General features: G+C 66.9%; 15 protein-coding genes. 11 read left to right on the plus strand and 4 right to left on the minus strand.

Going from position 1 to position 21235, the window contains the following annotated elements:
* Positions 1-99: 99 nt before the first annotated feature.
* The 9 genes from AC06DU_RS13965 (at position 100) to AC06DU_RS14005 (ending at position 13548) form a co-directional block, all read left to right on the plus strand.
* Positions 100-642 carry a GNAT family N-acetyltransferase gene (locus AC06DU_RS13965; RefSeq protein WP_039526258.1) on the plus strand — a complete coding sequence of 181 codons (543 nt, stop codon included), beginning with the start codon at positions 100-102 and terminating at the stop codon, positions 640-642.
* 570 nt (positions 643-1212) lie between these two features.
* Complete coding sequence (gene mfd / locus AC06DU_RS13970; protein ID WP_046343545.1) at positions 1213-4683, plus strand: transcription-repair coupling factor; 3471 nt, start codon at positions 1213-1215, stop codon at positions 4681-4683.
* Positions 4684-5188: 505 nt separating this feature from the next.
* Positions 5189-5518: an STAS domain-containing protein gene (locus AC06DU_RS13975; RefSeq protein ID WP_016905011.1), complete on the plus strand. Its 330-nt coding sequence runs from the start codon at positions 5189-5191 to the stop codon at positions 5516-5518.
* Positions 5519-5534: 16 nt separating this feature from the next.
* Positions 5535-7541 carry a chemotaxis protein CheA gene (locus AC06DU_RS13980; protein WP_104609049.1) on the plus strand — a complete coding sequence of 669 codons (2007 nt, stop codon included), beginning with the start codon at positions 5535-5537 and terminating at the stop codon, positions 7539-7541.
* A 68-nt stretch (positions 7542-7609) separates the two neighbouring features.
* The gene (locus AC06DU_RS13985; RefSeq protein ID WP_478202666.1) at positions 7610-9766 is read left to right on the plus strand and encodes a methyl-accepting chemotaxis protein; all 2157 of its coding nucleotides are present in this window, start codon (positions 7610-7612) and stop codon (positions 9764-9766) included.
* 10 nt (positions 9767-9776) lie between these two features.
* Positions 9777-10304 (plus strand): chemotaxis protein CheW, encoded by a 528-nt coding sequence (locus AC06DU_RS13990; protein WP_126943524.1) that lies wholly within the window; start codon positions 9777-9779, stop codon positions 10302-10304.
* Positions 10305-10332: 28 nt separating this feature from the next.
* On the plus strand, positions 10333-11616 hold the full coding sequence (locus AC06DU_RS13995; protein WP_046343551.1) for an EAL domain-containing response regulator: 1284 nt from the start codon (positions 10333-10335) through the stop codon (positions 11614-11616).
* A 1-nt stretch (position 11617) separates the two neighbouring features.
* Positions 11618-12424 carry a CheR family methyltransferase gene (locus AC06DU_RS14000; protein ID WP_016904063.1) on the plus strand — a complete coding sequence of 269 codons (807 nt, stop codon included), beginning with the start codon at positions 11618-11620 and terminating at the stop codon, positions 12422-12424.
* On the plus strand, positions 12421-13548 hold the full coding sequence (locus tag AC06DU_RS14005) for a protein-glutamate methylesterase/protein-glutamine glutaminase (RefSeq protein WP_026064711.1): 1128 nt from the start codon (positions 12421-12423) through the stop codon (positions 13546-13548). Before AC06DU_RS14000 ends, AC06DU_RS14005 begins: the two co-directional genes overlap by 4 nt.
* A gap of 25 nt (positions 13549-13573) precedes the next feature.
* Here AC06DU_RS14005 and AC06DU_RS14010 read toward each other — a convergent pair whose 3' ends face one another.
* From AC06DU_RS14010 to gpmA, 4 genes are all read right to left on the minus strand, one after another.
* Positions 13574-15136 carry a phospholipase D family protein gene (locus AC06DU_RS14010; protein ID WP_478202667.1) on the minus strand — a complete coding sequence of 521 codons (1563 nt, stop codon included), beginning with the start codon at positions 15134-15136 and terminating at the stop codon, positions 13574-13576.
* Positions 15137-15288: 152 nt separating this feature from the next.
* Positions 15289-17388 carry a M13 family metallopeptidase gene (locus AC06DU_RS14015; protein WP_478202668.1) on the minus strand — a complete coding sequence of 700 codons (2100 nt, stop codon included), beginning with the start codon at positions 17386-17388 and terminating at the stop codon, positions 15289-15291.
* A 249-nt stretch (positions 17389-17637) separates the two neighbouring features.
* Positions 17638-17955 carry a hypothetical protein gene (locus tag AC06DU_RS14020; protein WP_054593000.1) on the minus strand — a complete coding sequence of 106 codons (318 nt, stop codon included), beginning with the start codon at positions 17953-17955 and terminating at the stop codon, positions 17638-17640.
* Positions 17956-18120: 165 nt separating this feature from the next.
* Complete coding sequence (gene gpmA, locus AC06DU_RS14025) at positions 18121-18870, minus strand: 2,3-diphosphoglycerate-dependent phosphoglycerate mutase (protein ID WP_016904068.1); 750 nt, start codon at positions 18868-18870, stop codon at positions 18121-18123.
* Between the two features lie 103 nt (positions 18871-18973).
* On the opposite strand from gpmA, the gene nfi reads away from it, so the two are divergent.
* Both nfi and AC06DU_RS14035 read left to right on the plus strand, forming a co-directional pair.
* A complete protein-coding gene (gene nfi, locus AC06DU_RS14030; protein ID WP_478202669.1) occupies positions 18974-19687 on the plus strand; it encodes a deoxyribonuclease V in 714 nt (237 codons plus the stop codon).
* Positions 19688-20111: 424 nt separating this feature from the next.
* Positions 20112-21002, plus strand: a complete 891-nt coding sequence (locus AC06DU_RS14035; protein WP_039519908.1) for a pirin family protein — start codon at positions 20112-20114, stop codon at positions 21000-21002.
* Positions 21003-21235: the final 233 nt, after the last annotated feature.

A 21235-nucleotide genomic window follows, 5' to 3' on the forward strand; every position in this document is an offset into this window, starting at 1 on the left:
ACTGCCACCCCCTGACGACCCCCAGCGGCGCACCGGATTCATTCACGGTTGTGCGCTGGGCGGGTGCCAGAATCTTCCGATCTTTAAGGAACACCGGTCATGGCCATTCGCAATCGCATGCCTCCCTGGCATGAAAACTTCAGTCTGCCCAATGGCCGCACACTCCTGCTCCGTCCGATCCGTCCCGAGGACGGTCCGCCGCTGCAGGGTGCTTTCAGCCTGTTGGGGCCGGAGGAAATCCGCGCGCGCTTCGTGCGTTCCTCCGCCGAAATCACCCCGGAGATGGTGCAGCGCCTGACCCATCCCAACCCCAAGAGCGAAATCGTGCTGGTGGCCGCCGAACAGTTGCCGCCGGGCGAGGCGCTGGTGGGCGCGGTGGCGCGCGCGGCGCTGGTGCCGGGCACCCGCCAGGCCGAGTACACCATCCTGGTCAGCAGCTTCGTCGCCGGCCAGGGCCTGGGACGGCAGCTGATGCGCAAGCTGGTCAAGTGGGCACGGCGCAAATACCTGGATTGCCTGTTCGGCGACGTGCTGCAAAGCAATGTGCCGATGCTGCAGCTGGCCGAGTCGCTGGGCTTCAAGCCACAGCCGCATCCGGAGTCGCCGGAGTTGGTGCGGATGGTTCTCGAGCTGGATGCCTGAGGGGCTGGGATTTGGGATTGGGGATTGGGGATTCGTGAAGCGGCGTTGAGCGGTTGGTTTGCGACTTGGCTGCAAGGCCCTTGCCCGCCCACCATCGCAGGACACGCCGCAAGTACGTCCTTGTAGGCTCTGGCGCGGCGTCCATGCCGCTCAAGGTCCCGCGACGGTGAGCGGGCAAGGACCTGTCGCGATGGTCGGTCCGCATAGTGCGAGCAGCACGGTGTCAGGCAAGAACGCGTCCGCTCGTTTTCGCAAGAAAGCCAGTGCAGCGGACCAGCTTTTCAAACAACCGACCAACTGTCTGGGGCGGTGTCGTCACCGATTGCGGGACCGTGTGGCGGCATGGATGCCGCCACCGAGCCTCCACGGATGGATTCACGGCGTGTCCCACGAGCGGTGAGGACGCCGCACCCCCGACTCACCTGGCTTTGGGTGTTGATCTGTCGGGATGGTCGGTATGTAGATGGCGAGAGCGCCGCACATCCGACCAAGGCGGCGCAGGTGGCCCGACGCCGGCTTTCACGCCGGATGGACCGGCCGTGGTGGGTGCTCTGATAAAATTGCCGGCTGATGCCGTCGCCAACCACCTTCCCCTCTCCGCCGCTGCCCAAGTCCGGCCAGCTCCGCGCCTATTGGCGCGCTCCATCTTCGCCGACTGCGCTGGCCTGGTCGATCGCACGCGCCGCCGAGGCGCATGCCGGCCCGCTGCTGGTGATCGCCCGCGACAACCAGAGTGCGCATCAGATCGAGGCGGATCTGCATGCCTTGCTCGGCGAGCACGCGACGCTGCCGGTGGTGCCCTTTCCCGATTGGGAAACCCTGCCCTACGACCAGTTCAGCCCGCACCCGGAGATCATCAGCCAGCGCCTGGCCGCACTGCATCGGCTGCCCGCACTGAGCCGTGGCGTGGTGATCGTGCCGGTGCAGACGCTGATGCAGCAATTGGCACCGCTGAGCTACATCGTCGGCGGCAGTTTCGATCTCAAGGTCGGCCAGCGGCTGGATCTGGATGCGGAAAAACGCCGCCTGGAAAGCGCCGGCTACCGCAACGTGCCGCAGGTGATGGACCCGGGCGATTTTGCAGTGCGCGGCGGCCTGCTCGACGTGTTCCCGATGGGCGAAGCCACGCCGTTGCGGATCGAGTTGCTGGACGAGGATATCGACTCGATCCGCGCCTTCGACCCGGAATCGCAGCGCTCGCTGGACAAGGTCGAGGCCGTCAAGCTGCTGCCCGGCCGCGAAGTGCCGATGGACGATGCCAGCGTGGAGCGTGTGCTGGCCTGCCTGCGCGAGCGTTTCGACGTGGACACCCGGCGCAGCGCGCTGTACCAGGATCTGAAATCGGGGCTGGCGCCGTCGGGGGTGGAGTATTACCTGCCGATGTTCTTCAGCAAGACCGCCACCTTGTTCGATTATCTGGACAAGCGCGTGCTGCCGCTGGTCGCCACCGGCGTTTCCAATGCGGCGGACACGTTCTGGGCGCAGGCGCAGGACCGCTACGAGCAACGCCGCCACGATGTGGAGCGCCCGCTGCTGACACCGGACGAGTTGTATCAGTCGCCGGACGCACTGCGCGAGCGGCTCAACAAGCTGGCGCGCATCGAAGTCTGGGCCAGCGACCATCCGCGCATCGACGAGGCCGCCGCGCTGGGCGACCAGCCGTTGCCGCCGCTGCCGGTGGCGGCAAAAGACGCCCCGGCCGGTCAGGCGCTGGCCTCGTTCCTGGACCATTACCCCGGCCGTGTGCTGGTGGCCGCCGATACCGCCGGCCGGCGCGAAGCCTTGATGGAAGTGCTGGCCGCCGCGCAGCTGAAGCCGGAGGTCGTCGCCGACCTGCCCGCCTTCCTGGCCGCGCCCAAGCTGCGCTTCGGTATCACCGTGGCGCCGCTGGAAGACGGCTTTGCGCTGGACGCCCCGCAGATTGCGGTGCTGACCGAGCGCCAGCTGTTTCCCGAGCGCGCCAACCAGCCGCGCCGCAGCCGCCGGGTCGGACGTGAGCCGGAAGCGATCATCCGCGATCTGGGCGAGCTGTCCGAAGGCGCGCCAATCGTGCACGAGGACCACGGTGTGGGCCGCTACCGCGGTCTGATCGTGCTCGACGCCGGTGGCATGCCCGGCGAGTTCCTGGAAATCGAGTATGCCAAGGGCGACCGGCTGTATGTGCCGGTGGCGCAGCTGCATCTGATCAGCCGCTATTCCGGCGCCTCGGCCGAGACCGCGCCGCTGCATTCGCTGGGCGGCGAGCAATGGACCAAGGCCAAGCGCAAGGCGGCCGAAAAGGTCCGCGACGTGGCGGCCGAACTGCTGGAAATCCAGGCCCGCCGACGTGCGCGTGCCGGCCTGGCGCTGCAGGTGGACCGGGCGATGTACGAGCCGTTCGCGGCTGGCTTTCCGTTCGAGGAAACCGGCGACCAGCTGGCGGCCATCGATGCGACGCTGCGCGATCTGGGCAGCAGCCAGCCGATGGATCGCGTGGTCTGCGGCGACGTCGGCTTCGGCAAGACCGAGGTGGCCGTGCGCGCCGCATTTGCCGCCGCCAGCGCCGGCAAGCAGGTCGCCGTGCTGGTGCCGACCACGCTGCTGGCCGAGCAGCATTACCGCAACTTCCGCGACCGCTTCGCCGATTACCCGATGAAGGTGGAAGTGCTGTCGCGCTTCAAGAGCACCAAGGAGATCAAGGCCGAGCTGGAGAAGGTCGCCAGCGGCGAGATCGACGTCATCATCGGCACGCACCGGCTGCTGCAGCCGGACGTCAAGTTCAAGGACCTGGGCCTGGTCGTGGTCGACGAAGAGCAGCGCTTCGGTGTGCGGCAGAAGGAAGCGCTCAAGGCGATGCGCGCCAACGTGCATCTGCTCACGCTCACCGCGACCCCCATCCCGCGCACGCTCAATATGGCCATGGCCGGGCTGCGCGACCTGTCGATCATCGCCACCCCGCCGCCGAACCGGCTGGCGGTGCAGACCTTCATCACCGCCTGGGACAACGCGCTGCTGCGCGAGGCCTTCCAGCGCGAGCTCAGTCGCGGCGGGCAGCTGTACTTCCTGCACAACGATGTGGAAAGCATCGTGCGCATGCAGCGCGAGCTGTCCGAACTGGTGCCGGAGGCGCGCATCGGCATCGCGCATGGGCAGATGCCCGAGCGCGAGCTGGAGCGGGTGATGCTCGACTTCCAGAAGCAGCGCTTCAACGTGTTGCTGTCGACCACGATCATCGAATCGGGCATCGACATCCCCAATGCCAACACCATCATCATCAACCGCGCCGACCGCTTCGGCCTGGCGCAGTTGCACCAGCTGCGCGGCCGCGTCGGCCGCTCGCATCACCGCGCCTATGCGTACCTGGTGGTGCCGGATCGTCGCTCGATGACCTCCGATGCGGAAAAGCGCCTGGAGGCGATCGCCTCCATGGACGAGCTCGGCGCCGGCTTCACCCTGGCCACCCACGATCTGGAGATCCGCGGCGCCGGCGAGCTGCTGGGCGAAGACCAGAGCGGGCAGATGGCCGAGGTCGGTTTCAGCCTGTACACCGAGCTGCTGGAACGCGCGGTGCGCAGCATCCGCCAGGGCAAGCTGCCGGACCTGGATGCCGGCGAGGAGGTCCGCGGCGCCGAGGTCGAGCTGCATGTGGCCGCGCTGATTCCCGAGGATTACCTGCCCGACGTGCACACGCGCCTGACGCTGTACAAGCGCATCTCCAGCGCACGCGATGCCGATGCGCTGCGCGAATTGCAGGTGGAGATGATCGACCGCTTCGGCCTGCTGCCGGACCCGGTCAAGCACCTGTTCGCGATTGCCGAGCTCAAGCTGCAGGCCAATGCGCTGGGTGTGCGCAAGCTGGACCTGGGCGAGAACGGTGGCCGGCTGGTCTTCGAGGCAAAACCGGCGATCGACCCGGTCGCGGTGATCCAGATGATCCAGAAGCAGCCCAAGATCTACACCATGGACGGCCCGGACAAACTGCGCATCAAGCTGCCGCTACCGGAAGGCGCGGACCGTTTCAACGCCGCACGCGGCCTGCTGACGATGCTCGCACCCAGGTAGAAGCGCGCGCCGGGCAGTTGCGCCTGCTTTACGCAGCGTGCTGGACCGTGCAGGACGCAAGGATGCGTCGAGCGCGTCGCAGGCGGGGGCCGCTGCGAATCCAAGCCGATGCGGCATTTTCACTAACGCCCAACGCCGCAGACGATGCCGGTGCGGTCCCATGTTGCCTGTTTCATGCGTGTTCCCCGCTGCAGTCACGCACATGCGCCCGACGCAGCGAGTGAAGAAGTCGGCTGAAAGATAGCGCGGTGTCCTGCACGACTGTCCGGGACACCGGCTTCCTGAGTCTGCTTGCGACAAAGCTGAGCAATTAATACGCGGGAAGTGATGGATTTCGCAAATCCGTCACCGCGGTGAATTTGGCCTAAATATTCCTGCCGCGCGCCGATACCTGCATGGACCGACGTGATCGCCGTGTGCAGAGCTGCCCATGCGACCCCGCGCCGGAGCGACCTTTTCCGCGTCAGGCACGCATCCGTGCGCCACCGCATCGCTTGAGGCATTCATGAACACGCCACTGTCCGATCTACCCGCGCCGCTGACGCTCGCCCTGGAAGGCGAGATGACCATCCGTCGCGCTGCCGAACTCAAGCCGCTGCTGCAGCCGGCCTTGCTGCATCCGGGCGGGTTGCACCTGGACCTGGGGGCGGTCAGCGAGATCGACACCACCGGCCTGCAGTTGCTGCTGGCGACCAAGCAGGCGATCCAGGCCGACGGCCGGCCGTTTTCGCTGACCGATTCCAGCCGCGCGGTGGTCGATGTGATCGAACTGCTCGGCCTGCTCGAAGCCTTGTACCCGCATGCGGTTGCGGGTATCGGCGAACGCATTCACTAAGGGACCGGCAACGCGTATGGATATGAACCAGCTGATGCAGACCTTCCTGGCCGAGAGCCGGGACCTGCTCGAAGACATGGAACGTCACCTGCTCGAAGCCGAGCGCGGCGAGTCCTCGCCGGATGCGGTCAACGCGATCTTCCGTGCGGCGCACACCATCAAGGGCTCGGGCGGCCTGTTCGATCTGCCGCAGCTGGTCGGCTTCACCCATGTCGTGGAAAGCGTGCTGGACCTGGTGCGCGACGACGCGCTGACGCTGAGCTCGGAACTGATCGCGCTGCTGCTGGTGTGCTGCGACCACATCCATGCCCTGGTGGAAACCGCCGCCGACCCCGCTCATGCCGATGCCGACGCACTGGCGGCAGAGGCCGACCCCCTGCTGGCACAACTGCAGACCTACCTGCAGGCCAGCGCATGCGGTGTCACCGCCTCCGCCCTCCAGCACAGCACCCCGGAAAAACAGAGCGGTTACTGGCGCATCACGCTGAAACTGTTCGCCGACGCGCTGCGCTACGGCAACTCGCCGCTCAAGCTGATCCGCAACCTGCGCGGGCTGGGCTCGGTCGAGTCGATCAGCACCGACGTCAGCCAGCTGCCGAGCTTCGAAGCGCTCGATCCGGAAGCCAATTACCTGGGCTTCCAGATCCTGCTGCGCAGCGATGCCGACCGTGCCGCGATCGAGGACGTGTTCGAGTTCGTGCGCGAAGACTGCGACCTGGAGATCCTCTCGGTGCCGGCACCGATGGACGCCAGCGCCGTTCCTGCCAGCGAGCCGGTCGTGGCTGCCGCGCCGGTGGTCGGCGCGCTGGCTGCCGTGCCGGCCGCAGCGCCGGCACGCGCGCCGCAGGACACCGGCGCACGCAACCCCGACGCGCGCTCGATCCGCGTCGACGCCGACAAGCTCGATCGCATGATCGATCTGGTCGGCGAACTCATCATCGCGGTGGCCGGCACCAATGCCAACGCACAGCGCACCGGCGACGCGCAGTTGCTGGAATCGGCCTCGATCCTGGCCGGCCTGGTGGAAGAGGTGCGCGAAAGCGCCCTGCAACTGCGCATGGTCAAGATCGGCGGCACCTTCAGCCGCTTCCAGCGCGTGGTGCACGATGTGGCGCGCGAACTCGGCAAGGACATCGCGCTGGTGGTGGCCGGCGAGGACACCGAGCTGGACAAGTCGGTGGTGGAAAAGATCGGCGACCCGCTCACCCATCTAGTGCGCAACGCCATGGACCACGGCATCGAGCCGGCGGACGTGCGCGTGGCGCGCGGCAAGCCCGCACGCGGCACCGTTGGCCTCAATGCGTATCACGACTCCGGCAGCATCGTCATCCAGATCACCGACGACGGCGGCGGCCTGAACCGCGACCGCATCCTCGCCAAGGCGCTGGAACGCGGCCTGATCGAGCCGGGCCGGCAGCTCAGCGACCGCGAGGTGTTCGCGATGATCTTCGAGCCGGGGTTCTCCACCGCCGAAAAGGTCACCAACCTGTCCGGGCGCGGCGTCGGCATGGACGTGGTCAAGCGCAACATCACCGCGTTGCGCGGCACCGTGGAGATCGACAGCAGCGCCGGCGTGGGCACCACCATCTCGGTGCGGCTGCCGCTGACGCTGGCCATCATCAACGGCTTCCAGGTCGGCGTCGGCAAGTCGGTGTTCGTGGTGCCGCTGGACGTGGTGGAGGAATGCGTGGAGTTCACCCCCGACTACGCCAGCGACTACATCGACCTGCGTGGCAGCGTGCTGCCGTATGTGCGCCTGCGCGAACTGTTCGCGCTTGGCGGCAGGACCCCGGCGCGCGAAAGCATCGTGGTGATCCGCCAGGGCGCCCAGCGCTTCGGCCTGGTCGTGGACACCTTGCTGGGCGAATGGCAGACCGTGATCAAGCCGTTGTCCAAGGTCTTCGCGCAGGTCAAGGGCATCAGTGGCTCGAGCATCCTGGGCAGCGGCGATGTCGCGCTGATTCTCGATGTGCCCAGCCTGCTGCAGCAATTGCATCCAAACCAGGACGCCCTGGCGGCCTGAGTCACCACACCAGCACTCCCCACATCACCGCGTCATCCGTTGTTCCCTGAGCCCAGGAAGCTGCCGCCATGTCACACCGTCTCCCGATCGCCACGCAGTTGTGGTTCACCGCCGCCCTCGCCCTCGCCTTGCCCGTCGTGGTGGTGGTCGCCGGCTTTGCGCTGACGCTGTCGCACGGCGCCCTGCTCGCCGCCAGCGTCCTGGCCGCGCTCGTCAGCGGCGCGTTGCTGTTCCATACGATCCGCATCGCGACCGGCTCGCTGCAGCTTGCCACCACCACGCTGGATGCCTTCGCGCGCGGCAACTTCGCCGTCGCCTTGCCGCAGCTGCGCGATGAGCAGGCCTGCGAGGTGCTGCGTGCGCTGCGCAAGGTGCAAGGCAACATCGCCCACGTCAATGAGGAGATCAATCGCGTCTCGCAGGAACACGATGCCGGCGAGATCGATGCACGCATCGACGTGGCGCGTTTCGACGGCGACTTCCGCACCATGGGCGAAGGTATCAACCGCATGGTCGCCAACCACATCGCGGTCAAGAAGCAGGCCATGGCGTGCGTGGCCGAGTTCGGCCGCGGCAACTTCTCCGCCGAGCTGGAACGCCTGCCGGGCAAGAAGGCCTTCATCAACGAGATCGTCGAGCAGATCCGCGGCAACCTCACCGGCATGGTCGCCGAGGTCAACCGCATGGCGGCCGAGCACGACGCCGGCGATATCGACGTGGTCATCGACACCCAGCGTTTCAGCGGCGATTTCCGCCGCATGGCCGAAGGCATCAATGCGATGGTGGCCAGCCACATCGCGGTCAAGAAGCAGGCCATCGCCTGCGTGGCCGAATTCGGCCGCGGCAACTTCACCGCGCAGCTGCCGTTGCTGCCGGGCAAGAAGCGCTTCATCAACGAAACCCTGGAACAGGTGCGCGGCAACCTCACCGGCCTGATCGCCGAGATCAACCACATGTCGGCCGAGCACGAGGCCGGCGACATCGACGTGGTGATCGACAGCAGTCGCTTCGACGGCGATTTCCGCAGCATGGCCACCGGCATCAACCAGATGGTGGGCGCGCATATCGCAGTCAAGAAACTGGCGATGGGCGTGGTGGCCGAGTTCGGCCGCGGCAACTTCGAGGCACCGCTGGCGCAGCTGCCGGGCAAGAAGGCCTTCATCAACGACACCGTGGAGCGTGCGCGCGGCAACCTGCGCAGCATTTCCGAAGTGATCCAGGTGATGGGCGCAATGGCCGACGGCGACCTCACCCACACCGTGGAAGGCCGCTACGAAGGCGCGTTCGCCGACATGCAGCGCTACGTCAACACCACCATGAGCCGGCTGACCGAGATCGTCGATGAGGTCAACCGCAACGCCGAGAACCTGGCCAGCGCCTCCGAACAGGTCAGCGCTACCGCGCAGGCGCTGGCCCAGGCCGCCAGCGAACAGGCTGCCGGCGTGGAAGAGACCAGCGCCTCGCTGGAACAGATGACCGCCTCCATCGCGCAGAACACCGAGAACGCGCGCGTCACCGACAGCATGGCCGCCAAGGCCGCCAGCGAAGCGGCCGACGGCGGCGACACCGTGCGCGCCACCGTGGTGGCGATGAAGGACATCGCCAAGAAGATCGGCATCATCGACGACATCGCCTACCAGACCAATCTGCTGGCGCTCAATGCCGCCATCGAGGCCGCGCGTGCCGGCGAACACGGCAAGGGCTTTGCGGTGGTCGCAGCGGAAGTGCGCAAGCTGGCCGAGCGCAGCCAGATCGCCGCGCAGGAGATCGGCGAGGTGGCCGGCTCCAGCGTGGACCTGGCCGAAAGCGCCGGCCGCGTGCTCGGCGAGATGGTGCCCTCGATCCGCCGCACCTCCGACCTGGTGCAGGAAATCGCCGCCGCCTCCGAAGAACAGACTGCGGGCGTCAGCCAGATCAACACCGCCGTCGGCCAGTTGAACCAGACCACGCAGTCGGCCGCGGCCAATGCCGAAGAGCTGGCCGCGACCTCGGAGGAAATGAGCGCGCAGGCCGAACAGCTGCAGCAGTTGATGGGCTTCTTCCGGCTCGGCAACGGCTCGCGTGCGGCGGCGTCGACCAGCAGCAAGCCTGGCCCGCGCCGGATCGCAACGCATGGCAGCAGCAGCGCGGCCAGCGCACCGCCGCGTCGCAGCAACGTGCGCCAGATCAGCGCGGTGGCGACCACCGCCGATGCGATCGACGAATCGCAGTTCGCCAGCTTCTGAGGAAACGACGATGCAACCGCACAGCGCAGCCATCACCACCACACGCACCGTTGCGCCGTCATCGACGGCTCCGCAGCAATACCTGACCTTTCTGCTGGGCACGGAGATGTTCGGCCTGGGCATCCTCGGCATCAAGGAAATCATCGAATACCGCGCGCCCACCGATGTGCCGATGATGCCGCCGGCCCTGCGTGGCGTGATCAACCTGCGCGGCGCGGTGGTGCCAGTGGTGGATCTGCAGCAACGCTTCGGCCGCGACGCCAGCGCGATCACCAAGCGCAGTTGCATCGTGATCGTGGAGATCGCCCATGGCCAGACGCATCAGGTGCTCGGCCTGCTGGTGGACGCGGTGAGCGAAGTGCTGGAGATCGCGCCCGACGCCATCGCCGGCGCCCCCAGTTTTGGCGCCGGCATCGCACGCGACTGCATCCATGCGATGGCCAGGATCGGCGAGCGCTTCGTGATCCTGCTCGACGCCGACGCGGTGCTGGGCAACGACGCACTCGCCCAGCTGCCTGTCGCCGAGCTGGCAGCCTGACATGTCCAGCATGCACGCAAGGACTCCCATGCGCCCCACCCTTCTCTCCTGCAGCTGCGCGCTGGACGGCCCCGTGTTGGTCGTCGACGACAGCGTGGTCCAGCGCGAACACGCGATGGCGCTGTGCCGCCAGCTCGGCGCCGTCGCGGTCGATGGCGCGGTCGACGGCCACGCCGCGCTGGCCTGGCTCGGCAGTGCGATTTCACCATCGCTGCTGCTGATCGATCTGGAAATGCCGGGCATGGACGGCGTGCAGCTGCTCGATGCGCTGGCACGCGGCAAGTACAGCGTGCCGGTGGTGGTGGTCTCGCAGCGCGGCGGCGCCCTGATCGATGCGGTCATGCAGCTCAGCCGCAGCGCCGGGGTGCGCGTGCTCGGCGGCATCGAAAAGCCGATGCATCTGCAGGACCTGGCCAATGTGCTGGAGTGCGAACCGGGGCTGGCCACGAACGCGCCTGCGTTTGCACAGCCGGCGATATCGCCGCTGATGTCCAGCGGTGGCGCGGCGGCATCGCGGCTGGACCGGGCCATGCGCCGCGGCGAAATCCGCGTGGCCTACCAACCCAAACTCGATCTCAGGGATGGCCGCCTGCGCGGTGTGGAAGCACTCGCGCGCTGGCGCCGCCCGCAAGGCGACATGATCGGGCCGGAGCGCTTCATTCCGCTGGCCGAACGCGAAGGCCTGATCCATGCCTTGACCCAGCAGGTGATCGACCTGGCGGTTGCGCAACTGGTGGACTGGCGCGCAGAAGGCTTCGAGCTGAGCCTGGCCTTGAACCTGTCGCCCAACCTGCTCAGCGAGCAGGGCTTTCTCGAACAGCTATGCGGCAAGCTGGGCGACAACGGCCTGAGCCCTGCCGATCTGGTGCTGGAACTCACCGAAAGCGCCATCGTCGAGCCAGCCAATGCCCTGAGCATGCTGGCGCGCCTGCGCCTGCATGGCTTCGGCCTGTCGATCGACGACTACGGCACGGGGTTTTCCTCGCTGCAGCGCCTGGCCAGCATTCCCTTCACCGAACTCAAGCTCGATCGCAGCTTCGTGCATGCCGCCCATCGCAGCCGCAGCCAGCGCACCGTACTCGAATCCACGCTGGAACTGGCGCACCGGCTCGACCTCACCGCCGTGGCCGAAGGGGTGGAAACCCCGGACGACTGGCGCCTGCTGCGCGAGCTGGGCTGCGACCTGGCGCAAGGCTACCTGATGGGCTCGCCGATGCCCGGGCCGATGCTGTCGGAATGGTGGCGCGAACACGCCGTGCGCATCGCCCGCCTGTGCGGCAACGCACTGCCCAGCGATGCGGATGTCGCCTGACATGAGCACGGCCACCGCCATCACCGAACAGGAATTCGGCCGCTTCCAGCGCTTCATCTTCGAAGCGGCCGGCATCAGCATTTCCTCGGGCAAGAAGGCCATGTTGTGCGGCCGCCTGGGCAAGCGCCTGCGCGAACACCAGTTCAGCAATTACACGCAGTACCTGCAGTTGCTGGAAAGCCGCCAGGACCGCGCCGAGATCCAGACCGCGATCGATCTGCTGACCACCAACGAGACCTACTTCTTCCGCGAGCCCAAGCACTTCGAGCTGCTGCGCAAGCTGGCCGGCGAACATCGCGGCGGCCTGCCGTTCCGCTGCTGGAGCGCGGCCAGCTCCAGCGGCGAGGAGGCCTACAGCATGGCAATGGTGCTGGACGACGCCTTGCAGGGGCGGCCGTTCGAAGTGGTCGGCAGCGACATCAGTACCCGCGTGCTGGCCAAGGCGCGCACCGGGCACTACGCGCTGCAACGTATCGACGGCATTCCGCAGGCGTATCTCAAGCGCTATTGCCTGCGTGGTCAGGGCGAGTACGACGGTACCTTGCTGGTGGAGCGCCGCCTGCGCGACCGGGTCAAGTTCGTGCATGCCAACCTCAACACGGCCCTGCCGATGCTGGGCAGCTTCGATGCGATCTTCCTGCGCAATGTGATGATCTATTTCAATGGCCAGACCAAGCGCGAGGTCATCCTGCGCGTGCTGTCCAACCTCAAGTCGGGCGGATATTTCTGCATCGGTCATTCGGAAAGCCTGAGCGAACTCGACATCGATCTGGTCCAGGTGGCACCCTCGATCTTCCGCAAGGCCTGAGCCAAGGATCCGCCGTGTCGATAGCCCTCAACCGCCCTGCCGCCAGCCCCAGTCCCATCAAGGCCATGGTCGTCGACGACTCGGCGGTGGTGCGCCAGGTGCTGGTGGGCGTACTCAACGACGCGGCCGACATCGAGGTCATCGCCACCGCGGCCGACCCGTTGCTGGCGATCGAGAAGATGCGCAAGCAATGGCCGGACGTGATCGTGCTGGACGTGGAAATGCCGCGCATGGACGGCATCACCTTCCTGCGCAAGATCATGAGCGAGCGCCCCACCCCGGTGGTGATCTGTTCGACGCTCACCGAAAAAGGCGCACGCGTCACCATGGATGCCCTGGCCGCCGGCGCGGTGGCCGTGGTGACCAAGCCGCGGCTGGGGCTCAAGCAGTTCCTCACCGACTCGGCCGAGGAACTGGTCAATACGGTGCGCAGCGCCGCACGCGCCAACGTCAAACGGCTGGCCGCGCGGGTTGCCGCAGCGCCGCTGGAAGCGGAGGTCAAGCACACCGCCGATGTGATCCTGCCGGCGCAAAGCGGGCGCGCGCTGGCGCAGACCACCGAACGCATCGTCGCCATCGGCACCTCCACCGGCGGTACCCAGGCGCTGGAAGAAGTGCTGACCGCCTTGCCGCGCGTCTGCCCCGGCATCGTGATCGTGCAGCACATGCCGGAGAAATTCACCGCCGCCTTCGCGGCGCGCCTCAACGGCCTGTGCCAGATCGCAGTGAAGGAAGCGGCCAACAACGACCGGGTGATGCCGGGCCGCGCACTGATCGCGCCCGGCGGCAAGCATCTGCTGCTGCGCCGCAGTGGCGCGCAGTACTTTGTCGAAGTGATGGAAGGCCCGCCGGTCAACCGGCATCGCCCGTCGGTGGATGTGCTGTTCCGCTCGGCCGCACGTGCGGCCGGCAGCAATGCGCTGGGCATCATCATGACCGGCATGGGCGACGACGGCGCCGCCGGGCTGCTGGAAATGCGTCAGGCCGGCGCGCGCACGGTGGCGCAGGACGAGCACACCAGCATCGTATTCGGCATGCCGAAGGAAGCGATCAAACGCGGCGGCGCCGACCGCATCCTGCCGCTGGGCGCGATGGCGCGCGAGATCGTGACACAGCTGCAGTAGCGCACTGCACGCGCGCGCAGCGCAACTACAACTGCGATTCCAGCGGCAACCAGCCCATCACCGTCGCCGCGCCACGCCGCCACACACTGGCTGCCGGCTCCTGCGACCACACCTCGGGCGGTTGCGCCGCATCGTCGTGCCAGCGCAACTCGCCGTGCTCCAGGGTCACGCGGTAACTCACCGGCGCACCGATCTTGCGGTTGTAGACCTGTTCCAGTTGCGCGGCCACTGCGCGATCGTTGAACAGCAGGCCCATCTCGGTATTGAGGTTCATCGAGCGCGGATCCAGATTGAACGAGCCGATGAAGCCGCTGCCGTCGTCCACCACGAAGGCCTTGGTGTGCAGGCTGGCCCCGCTGGACCCGAACAGGCTGCCGTCCGGCTTGCCCATCGGCTTGAGCTCGTACAGGCGCACGCCCTGGGTGAGCAAGGGCACGCGGTAATCGGCGTAGCCGCTGTGGACGGCAACCACGTCGTTTGCCACCAGCGAATTGGTCAACACGCTGACGCGCACATTGCGCCGGCGCAACTGGCCGATCCAGCGCATGCCTTCCTCGCCCGGCACGAAGTACGGCGAGATCACCTTCAGCTCGCGCTGCGCACGCGCCATCTCGCCGATCAGGATTGGCGTCATCCAGTCCGCCTGCGGTGGTGCGCCTTCGGCCTTTTCCGGCGGGTCGGAGACGATGCGCGCCTGCTCCAGCCAGTACACCTGGCGCTGGCCCTGCGTCAGGGCCTGCACGCTCGGCGACTGGCGCAGCCGCTCCACGTAGGGATGCGCGCGTGCCGATGCCAGGCCGGCGTCCAGACTGCCGCGCAACGCATCCAGTGCCTGCGGCCGTGCGGTCACCAGCGCGTCCAGCGGCAAGGCGTTGGGGCTGTTCCAGTACGCATCGAAGACCTGCTCGGCCTGGCCCACGGCCGGCCCCATCAATGCCGCATCCATGTCCATGAAATTGGTGTCGCGCGCCGCATCGAAATACTCGTCGCCGACATTGCGGCCACCCACCACCGCCATCCGGCCATCGGCAATCCAGGCCTTGTTATGCATGCGCCGATTGATGCTGAACATGCGCAGCACCATCTCCACGCCGCGCATCAGCGTGCCTTCGCGCGCACGGGTGGGATTGAACAGCCGGATCTCGATCAGCGGGTGGCTGTCCAGCGCCGCCAGCACCGAATCGCTGCCGTGGATGTTCATGTCGTCCAGCAGCAGGCGCACGCGCACGCCGCGATCGGCCGCGTGCAGCAGCTCGTTGTGCAGCAGGTTGCCGGTGAAGTCCGCATGCCAGATGTAGTACTGCAGATCCAGGCTGCGCCCGGCCGCACGCGCGGTGAGCGCGCGCACCGCAAACGCGTCGACATTGTCGGGCAGGATCACCATGCCGGTCTGGCCGGCATGTGCCTGCTGCAGCGGCGCGACGACCTGATCGATCGGCGTGGCGATCGCCGTGGCAGGCAGCGCATGGCTCACCGCACCGCGTTGACGATCGGCAAAGCGCCCGTAGCCGTACAACGACAGCACGCTGCCCAGCACCAGGATCAGCACACCGATCGCGATCGCCTTGAAGATCTTTCGCCTTGTCACTGCCGCTCCCTGCCGGTCGGAGCGCAGCAGTCTAGACGCTGCACAGGCAGCCCGATGTGCAGACGCAGCCGCAAGCAGGCTCTACAAAGCCGCTAAAAACGCGGCAACTGCAGCACGCGCGGTCGCAACCGCGCGTGCTGCAGTTGCGCCGATCACCAGATCGCAACGCGTTGCTTGTCCCCACGCACCATCGCATCGCCGGGCTTGCACTGGAATGCCTGCGCGAATGCCGGCATGTTCGACGGCGCGCCATTGGCGCGGAAATTGGCCGGCGCATGCGGATCGGTGTTCAGGCGCACGCGCAGTTCGCCGTCGGTGAAGTTGCGGCGCCACACCGTGGCCCAGTTCATGAAGAAGCGCTGGTCCTGGGTATAACCGTCGATATCCTTGCCGGCGTCGGGTTGTTCCTGCAACGCCATCTGCAGCGCGTCGTAGGCCACAGTGAGACCGCCCAGGTCGCCGATGTTCTCGCCCAGGGTCAGCTTGCCTTTGACATGTACGCCGGGAATCGCCTCATAGCCGTCGAACTGCGCCACCAGCTGATCGGTGCGCTGGGTGAACAGCTTGCGGTCCGCATCGGTCCACCAGGTATCGAAGTTGCCCTTGGCATCGAACTGGCTGCCCGAGTCGTCATAGCCATGCATCATCTCGTGCCCGATCACCGCGCCGATACCGCCGTAGTTCAACGCCGGGTCGGCCTTGGGATCGAAGAATGGCGGCTGCAGGATCGCCGCCGGAAACACGATCTCGTTGCGCGTGGCGTTGTAGTACGCATTGACCGTCTGCGGGGTCATATGCCACTCGCGCTTGTCGACCGGCTTGCCGATCTTGTCCAGCATGTAGCGGTAGTTGAATGCCTGCGCGGCCTGCATGTTGGCCAGGAAGCCATCGCCGCGGGTTTCCAGGCCCGACCAGTCGCGCCATTGGTCCGGGTAGCCGATCTTGGGCGTGAAGCTGGCCCACTTCTCCAGCGCGCGCTGCCTGGTTTCCGCGCTCATCCAGTCGAGCTTTTCCAGCCGCGCCTTCAGCGCCGCCGAGAGGTTCTGCACCAGCTGCTGCATCTGCTGCTTGGACTCGGCCGGGAACGCGGACTGCACGTACAACTGGCCCAGGGCCTCGCCCATCGCCTCGTTGACCGCGTTCAAGGTGCGCTTCCAGCGCGGCAGCATGTCCTGCTGGCCACGCAGCGTCTTGGCATAGAAATCGAAATTGGCCTGCTCGAACGGTTTGGCCAGATACGGCGCTGCCTCATCCACGCTGTGGAAACGCAGGTAGGCCTTCCAGGTGTCCACCGGCGTGTCGGCCAGCATCGCATCGAGCTCGGCGAAGTAACCCGGCTGGCTCAGCGAGAAGGTCCCGGCCGGCACCTTGAGCGCGCTGAAGAACGCCTGCCAGTCGAAATGCGGCGTGACCGCATTGGCGCCGGCCACATCGACCGGGTTGTAGCGCTTGGCCGGGTCGCGCAGTTCGATGCGCGACAGCGAGGCATTGGCCAGGCGCGTTTCGAACGCCATCACCGCCTTGGCCTGGGTTGCCGCCTGCGCTGGCGCAACGCCGGACAATTCCAGCACGCGCGCGATGTAGGCCACGTACTGCTCACGGATCTTGGCCTGCGCCGGATCGGTGTAATAGCCCTTTTCCGGCAGTCCCAGACCGCCCTGGCCCGCGTAGGCGATCATCTGTTCGGAATTCTTGTAGTCGGCATTGGCGCCGAACGAGAACACGAAGCCCTGGCCCTTGGCATAGCTGTCGCGCAACCACGCGGCGATGGACGGCGCATCGGTCAGCGCATCGATCGCCTTCAGCTGCGGCTGCAGCGGCGTGATGCCGGCCTTGTCGATCGCCGCTTCGTCCGAGCCGGTGCGCCACAGGTCGGCGATCTTCGCATCCACCGAGCCGGCCGACAGGTTGCCGCGCGCCAGTTGCTCCACCAGCGCGTGCTGGATGGTCAGCGAACGCTCGGCCAGCACTTCGAAACTGCCCCAGCTGGTGCGGTCCGATGGCACCGGATTGGCCTTGAGCCACTTGGCGTTGACGAAGCCGTTGAGATCCTGGCACGCGTTGATGGCCGGATCCAGGTCGTTGACGCCGAAGGCCACGATCGGTGCATCGAGCTTGGACACATCCACCCTGGTCGGCGCAGCCGGCGTTGCGGCCGGTGCCGGCTTGGCGCTGTCGTCGGAACTGCCACACGCCGAGAGCGTCACCGCGATGGCCACCGCAAGCGACAGTGGCGCGAATTTGCTCAACATCTTTCCATTCTCCAAGGCAGACGACCGCGTCGGACGCAGTCAAAAAAGTAGGCAATCAGCGCAGACACACCAACCACACCATCATCGCAACGGCACCGCAACGCCCTGACGTCCGGTGCCGCGCCTTATCGAAGAACGCACAACGACCGACAAGACACTGCGCGTCAGCTGGGCACGCGCGTGCCAGCGCCATCTACCGCCGCGGAAACCACCCAGCAGTCCGGCGCAGCAGCGCGCCATCGACTGCCATCATTTGCGTGCGTACACCGGCGCCATCAACAGATACACCGGATACGCCAGCGCCATCAGCACCAGCGCGACCTCATGCCCGGACGCTGCCTCCGCCCAGGATTCCATCTGCCGCGACGGCCCCAGGAAACCGAACATCAGCAGCGCCACACCCATGACGCAGATCAGCAGCGCCACGCCGATCGCCGAGGCGGACACGCTGCCCCAGGCCAGCACCGCAAACGCAGCGCTGCCACCAGCCAACAGCAAACCCAACGTGACCAAATATGCGCGGCAGTAGGTGGCACTCATCTGTTGCCTATTACGCTTGCTGGACATCATGTCTCCCCTGCAAAAACACACGCATGCTGCCCTGCGGTACCCGTTCGATCCGCGAACAGGCGCCGCCTGCGTGTCAAACCCGCACGCCTCGTTCAAACGCGCATTGCGAAACCCACGCCACGCTGCGCGCCATGCACGCAGCGCAGCCGGCGGATGCGGCGATTACTTCGCCTTGCCCTGGTTGGCCACCGCTTCGGCGGCACGCTTGGCCGCTTCCGGGTCGCCCAGATAGCGGAAGCTTTGCACCTGCAGGTTGTCGTCCAGCTCGAACAGCAACGGGATGCCGGTCGGGATGTTGAGTTCCAGGATCTGCTCGTTGGAGACATCGTTGAGGTATTTGTACAGCGCGCGCAGCGAGTTGCCGTGCGCGGTCACCAGCACGGTCTGCCCGGCCTTCAACTGCGGTGCGATCGCGTCGTGCCAGTACGGCAGCACGCGCACCAGCGTGGTCGCCAGCGACTCGGTACCCGGCAACGCGTTGCGGTCCAGCGTGGCGTAGCGACGGTCGTGACACGGATGCCCCGGGTCGTTGACGTCCATCGCCGGCGGCGGGATGTCGTAGGAACGGCGCCAGATCTTGACCTGTTCTTCGCCGTGCTTGGCTGCCGTCTCGGCCTTGTCCAGCCCCTGCAGGCCGCCGTAGTGGCGCTCGTTGAGGCGCCAGCTCTTGGACACCGGCAACCAGTCCTGGTCGAGTTCCTTCAACGCGCCCTGTAGCGTGTGGATGGCGCGCTTGAGCACCGAGGTGTGCGCCACATCGAACTGCAGGCCTTCGTCCTTCATCAGCTTGCCGGCCGCAGCGGCTTCCTGGCGGCCTTGCTCGGTGAGTTCCACATCCACCCAGCCGGTGAAACGGTTGTCCAGGTTCCATTGGCTCTGGCCATGGCGCAGCAGTACGAGTTTGCGGGTCACTACGGTTCTCCGATTGGGGGCCGATCAGCCTGCGATTGTAACGGCAGCCAGCGCATCGCAGGCGTGCACGACACCGCCACGCCCGGCGCGCGATGCTGCAGCCATGCAAACGATCGATCCCGTCTTTGCCGGTTGGGATGGCAGCGTCATCCAGGCGCGACAGTTGCAACAGCAACTGGCACACCGCGTGGTGCTGCAGGACCAGGCCGGCGCAACACCGCAGCTGCTCGCCGGCTTCGACGTCGGCTTCGAAGACGACGGCCAGACCACACGCGCAGCCGCGGTGCTGCTGGATGCAGACACGCTGATGCCGCTGGAAACGCATGTCGCGCGCGTGCCCACCTCGATGCCCTACGTACCGGGGCTGCTCAGCTTTCGCGAGCTGCCGGCCTTGCTGCAGGCGCTGGCGCTGCTCTCGCGCCCGCCCGATCTGGTCTTCATCGACGGCCAGGGCATCGCGCATCCGCGCAAGCTCGGCATCGCCGCGCACTTTGGCGTGGTGACCGGCTTGCCCAGCATCGGCGTGGCCAAGCAACGCCTGGCAGGCAGCTTCGTCGAGCCGGGACCCGAGCGCGGCGACCACAGCCCGATCCTGCTGGGCGGCACGCAGATCGGCTGGGCGTTGCGCAGCAAGCTGCGCTGCAATCCGCTGATCGTCTCGCCGGGCCATCGCGTCTCGATGCAGGGCGCGCTCGACTGGACGCTGCGTACCCTGCGCGCCTATCGCCTGCCCGAGCCCACGCGCCTGGCCGATCGGCTGGCCTCGCGGCGTGGCGAAATCGCCATGGACACCGCGGCGCCCGCACAACTGTTCTAGCGCGCGGCAGTCAATCGCGATCGACCTGCTGCGTGCCTGCAGCCGTCGTCCACGACGAACGAGCTCGGCGCGCCCGCGCTGGCCGCCAGCGCGCCATGCAACGACGTTCCAGTGCGCGGCATTCAGGCAGGGCGCGCATCGGTGCTAGCGATACCGGCGCGAACTCTTCCGCAATCGAGCGATGATGCTTGCTGCGACAAGGCACGTCATCGTCGCGAAAGATTTCATTCCTCCCATCAATGCAGCACATCGCTGCACGCGGCTCGACTGCCATCGCGCGGCATGCGCCGCTCGCCCTTGAAAACACGTCGCCCGCCTCGTACGTGACACTGCCTCCGGGACGATCTGTCTTGGTGGAGCGCTCGCCCGGCCGCGTGCGCGCATGCAAAGCTGGCGACCACTCCAGCCACCGCGAGCCGCCGCCATGACCACCTTGATCGCTCCCCGCGTGCACGACATCGGCGGGCTGGAAGTCCGCCGCGCCGTGCCCACGCTGCAGGCGCGCAGCGTCGGCCCGTTCGTGTTCGTCGACCACATGGGCCCGGCGGTGCTGGAGCCGGATCACGGCATCGACGTGCGTCCGCATCCGCATATCGGCCTGGCCACGGTCACCTTCCTGTGGTCCGGCGAGATCGGCCACCGCGACACCTTGGGCTCGGACCAGGTGATCCGCCCCGGCGACGTCAACTGGATGACCGCCGGCCGCGGTATCGCCCACTCCGAGCGCACGCCCGGCCCCGAGCGCGCCCGCACGCATGCGCTGCACGGCATGCAGACCTGGATCGCACTGCCGCGCTCGGCCGAGGAAACCGCGCCCGCCTTCCATCACCACGCCGCCGCCAGCCTGCCGCAGCAACGCCGCGATGGCGTGTGGCTGCGCGTGATCGCCGGTCGTGCGTACGGCGAGGAATCGCCGGTGCAGGTGTTCAGCGGCACGCTCAATGTCGCGCTGGATCTGCAGCCGGACGCGGAGATCGACCTGGACACCGGCCATGCCGAACGTGCGCTCTACATCCTGGAAGGCGAGGCGCAGCTGGATGGCGCCGACGTGCCCGCGCGCCACCTGATCGTGCCCTCGCCCGGCAGCCGCGGGCGCCTGCGCGCCAGGACGCCGCTGAAGGCGATGCTGCTCGGCGGCGAGCCGCTGGATGGCCCGCGCCACCTGTGGTGGAACTTCGTCTCCAGCTCCAAGGAGCGTATCGAGCAGGCCAAGGACGACTGGCAGGCCGGTCGCTTCGGCAGCATTCCCGGCGACGACAAGGAATTCATTCCGCTGCCGGAAACCCCGGCGCCCAAACCGGTCAACTACCCCTGACCGCAGGCTGCCGCGCGAGCGCCGCGCAACCCACCCAGGTCTCGAAACGGGAGTGCCGGTGCGCACGACCGATTGCAGCCCGGCCTGCGAATTGCGCTTGAGCTTGCAGCCACACCTGTGGTAGTGATGTCCGCATAGGTTGGGGACAGGTTGCGTGCGGGCACAGCCGGGCGGGGAGCGCACAGGCTGATGCGGCGACACGCGCGACGACGCTGTCCCTGCGCAGACATCCA

This window comes from Xanthomonas sp. NCPPB 3200, from assembly GCF_056393585.1.

What these genes read in the sequence shown, in the direction of transcription:
- AC06DU_RS13965 (WP_039526258.1), top strand. Translation starts at nt 100, where the DNA reads ATGGCCATTCGCAATCGCATGCCTCCCTGGCATGAAAACTTCAGTCTG.
- mfd (WP_046343545.1), top strand. Translation starts at nt 1,213, where the DNA reads ATGCCGTCGCCAACCACCTTCCCCTCTCCGCCGCTGCCCAAGTCCGGC.
- AC06DU_RS13975 (WP_016905011.1), top strand. Translation starts at nt 5,189, where the DNA reads ATGAACACGCCACTGTCCGATCTACCCGCGCCGCTGACGCTCGCCCTG.
- AC06DU_RS13980 (WP_104609049.1), top strand. Translation starts at nt 5,535, where the DNA reads ATGGATATGAACCAGCTGATGCAGACCTTCCTGGCCGAGAGCCGGGAC.
- AC06DU_RS13985 (WP_478202666.1), top strand. Translation starts at nt 7,610, where the DNA reads ATGTCACACCGTCTCCCGATCGCCACGCAGTTGTGGTTCACCGCCGCC.
- AC06DU_RS13990 (WP_126943524.1), top strand. Translation starts at nt 9,777, where the DNA reads ATGCAACCGCACAGCGCAGCCATCACCACCACACGCACCGTTGCGCCG.
- AC06DU_RS13995 (WP_046343551.1), top strand. Translation starts at nt 10,333, where the DNA reads ATGCGCCCCACCCTTCTCTCCTGCAGCTGCGCGCTGGACGGCCCCGTG.
- AC06DU_RS14000 (WP_016904063.1), top strand. Translation starts at nt 11,618, where the DNA reads ATGAGCACGGCCACCGCCATCACCGAACAGGAATTCGGCCGCTTCCAG.
- AC06DU_RS14015 (WP_478202668.1), bottom strand. Translation starts at nt 17,388, where the DNA reads ATGTTGAGCAAATTCGCGCCACTGTCGCTTGCGGTGGCCATCGCGGTG.
- AC06DU_RS14020 (WP_054593000.1), bottom strand. Translation starts at nt 17,955, where the DNA reads ATGTCCAGCAAGCGTAATAGGCAACAGATGAGTGCCACCTACTGCCGC.
- nfi (WP_478202669.1), top strand. Translation starts at nt 18,974, where the DNA reads ATGCAAACGATCGATCCCGTCTTTGCCGGTTGGGATGGCAGCGTCATC.
- AC06DU_RS14035 (WP_039519908.1), top strand. Translation starts at nt 20,112, where the DNA reads ATGACCACCTTGATCGCTCCCCGCGTGCACGACATCGGCGGGCTGGAA.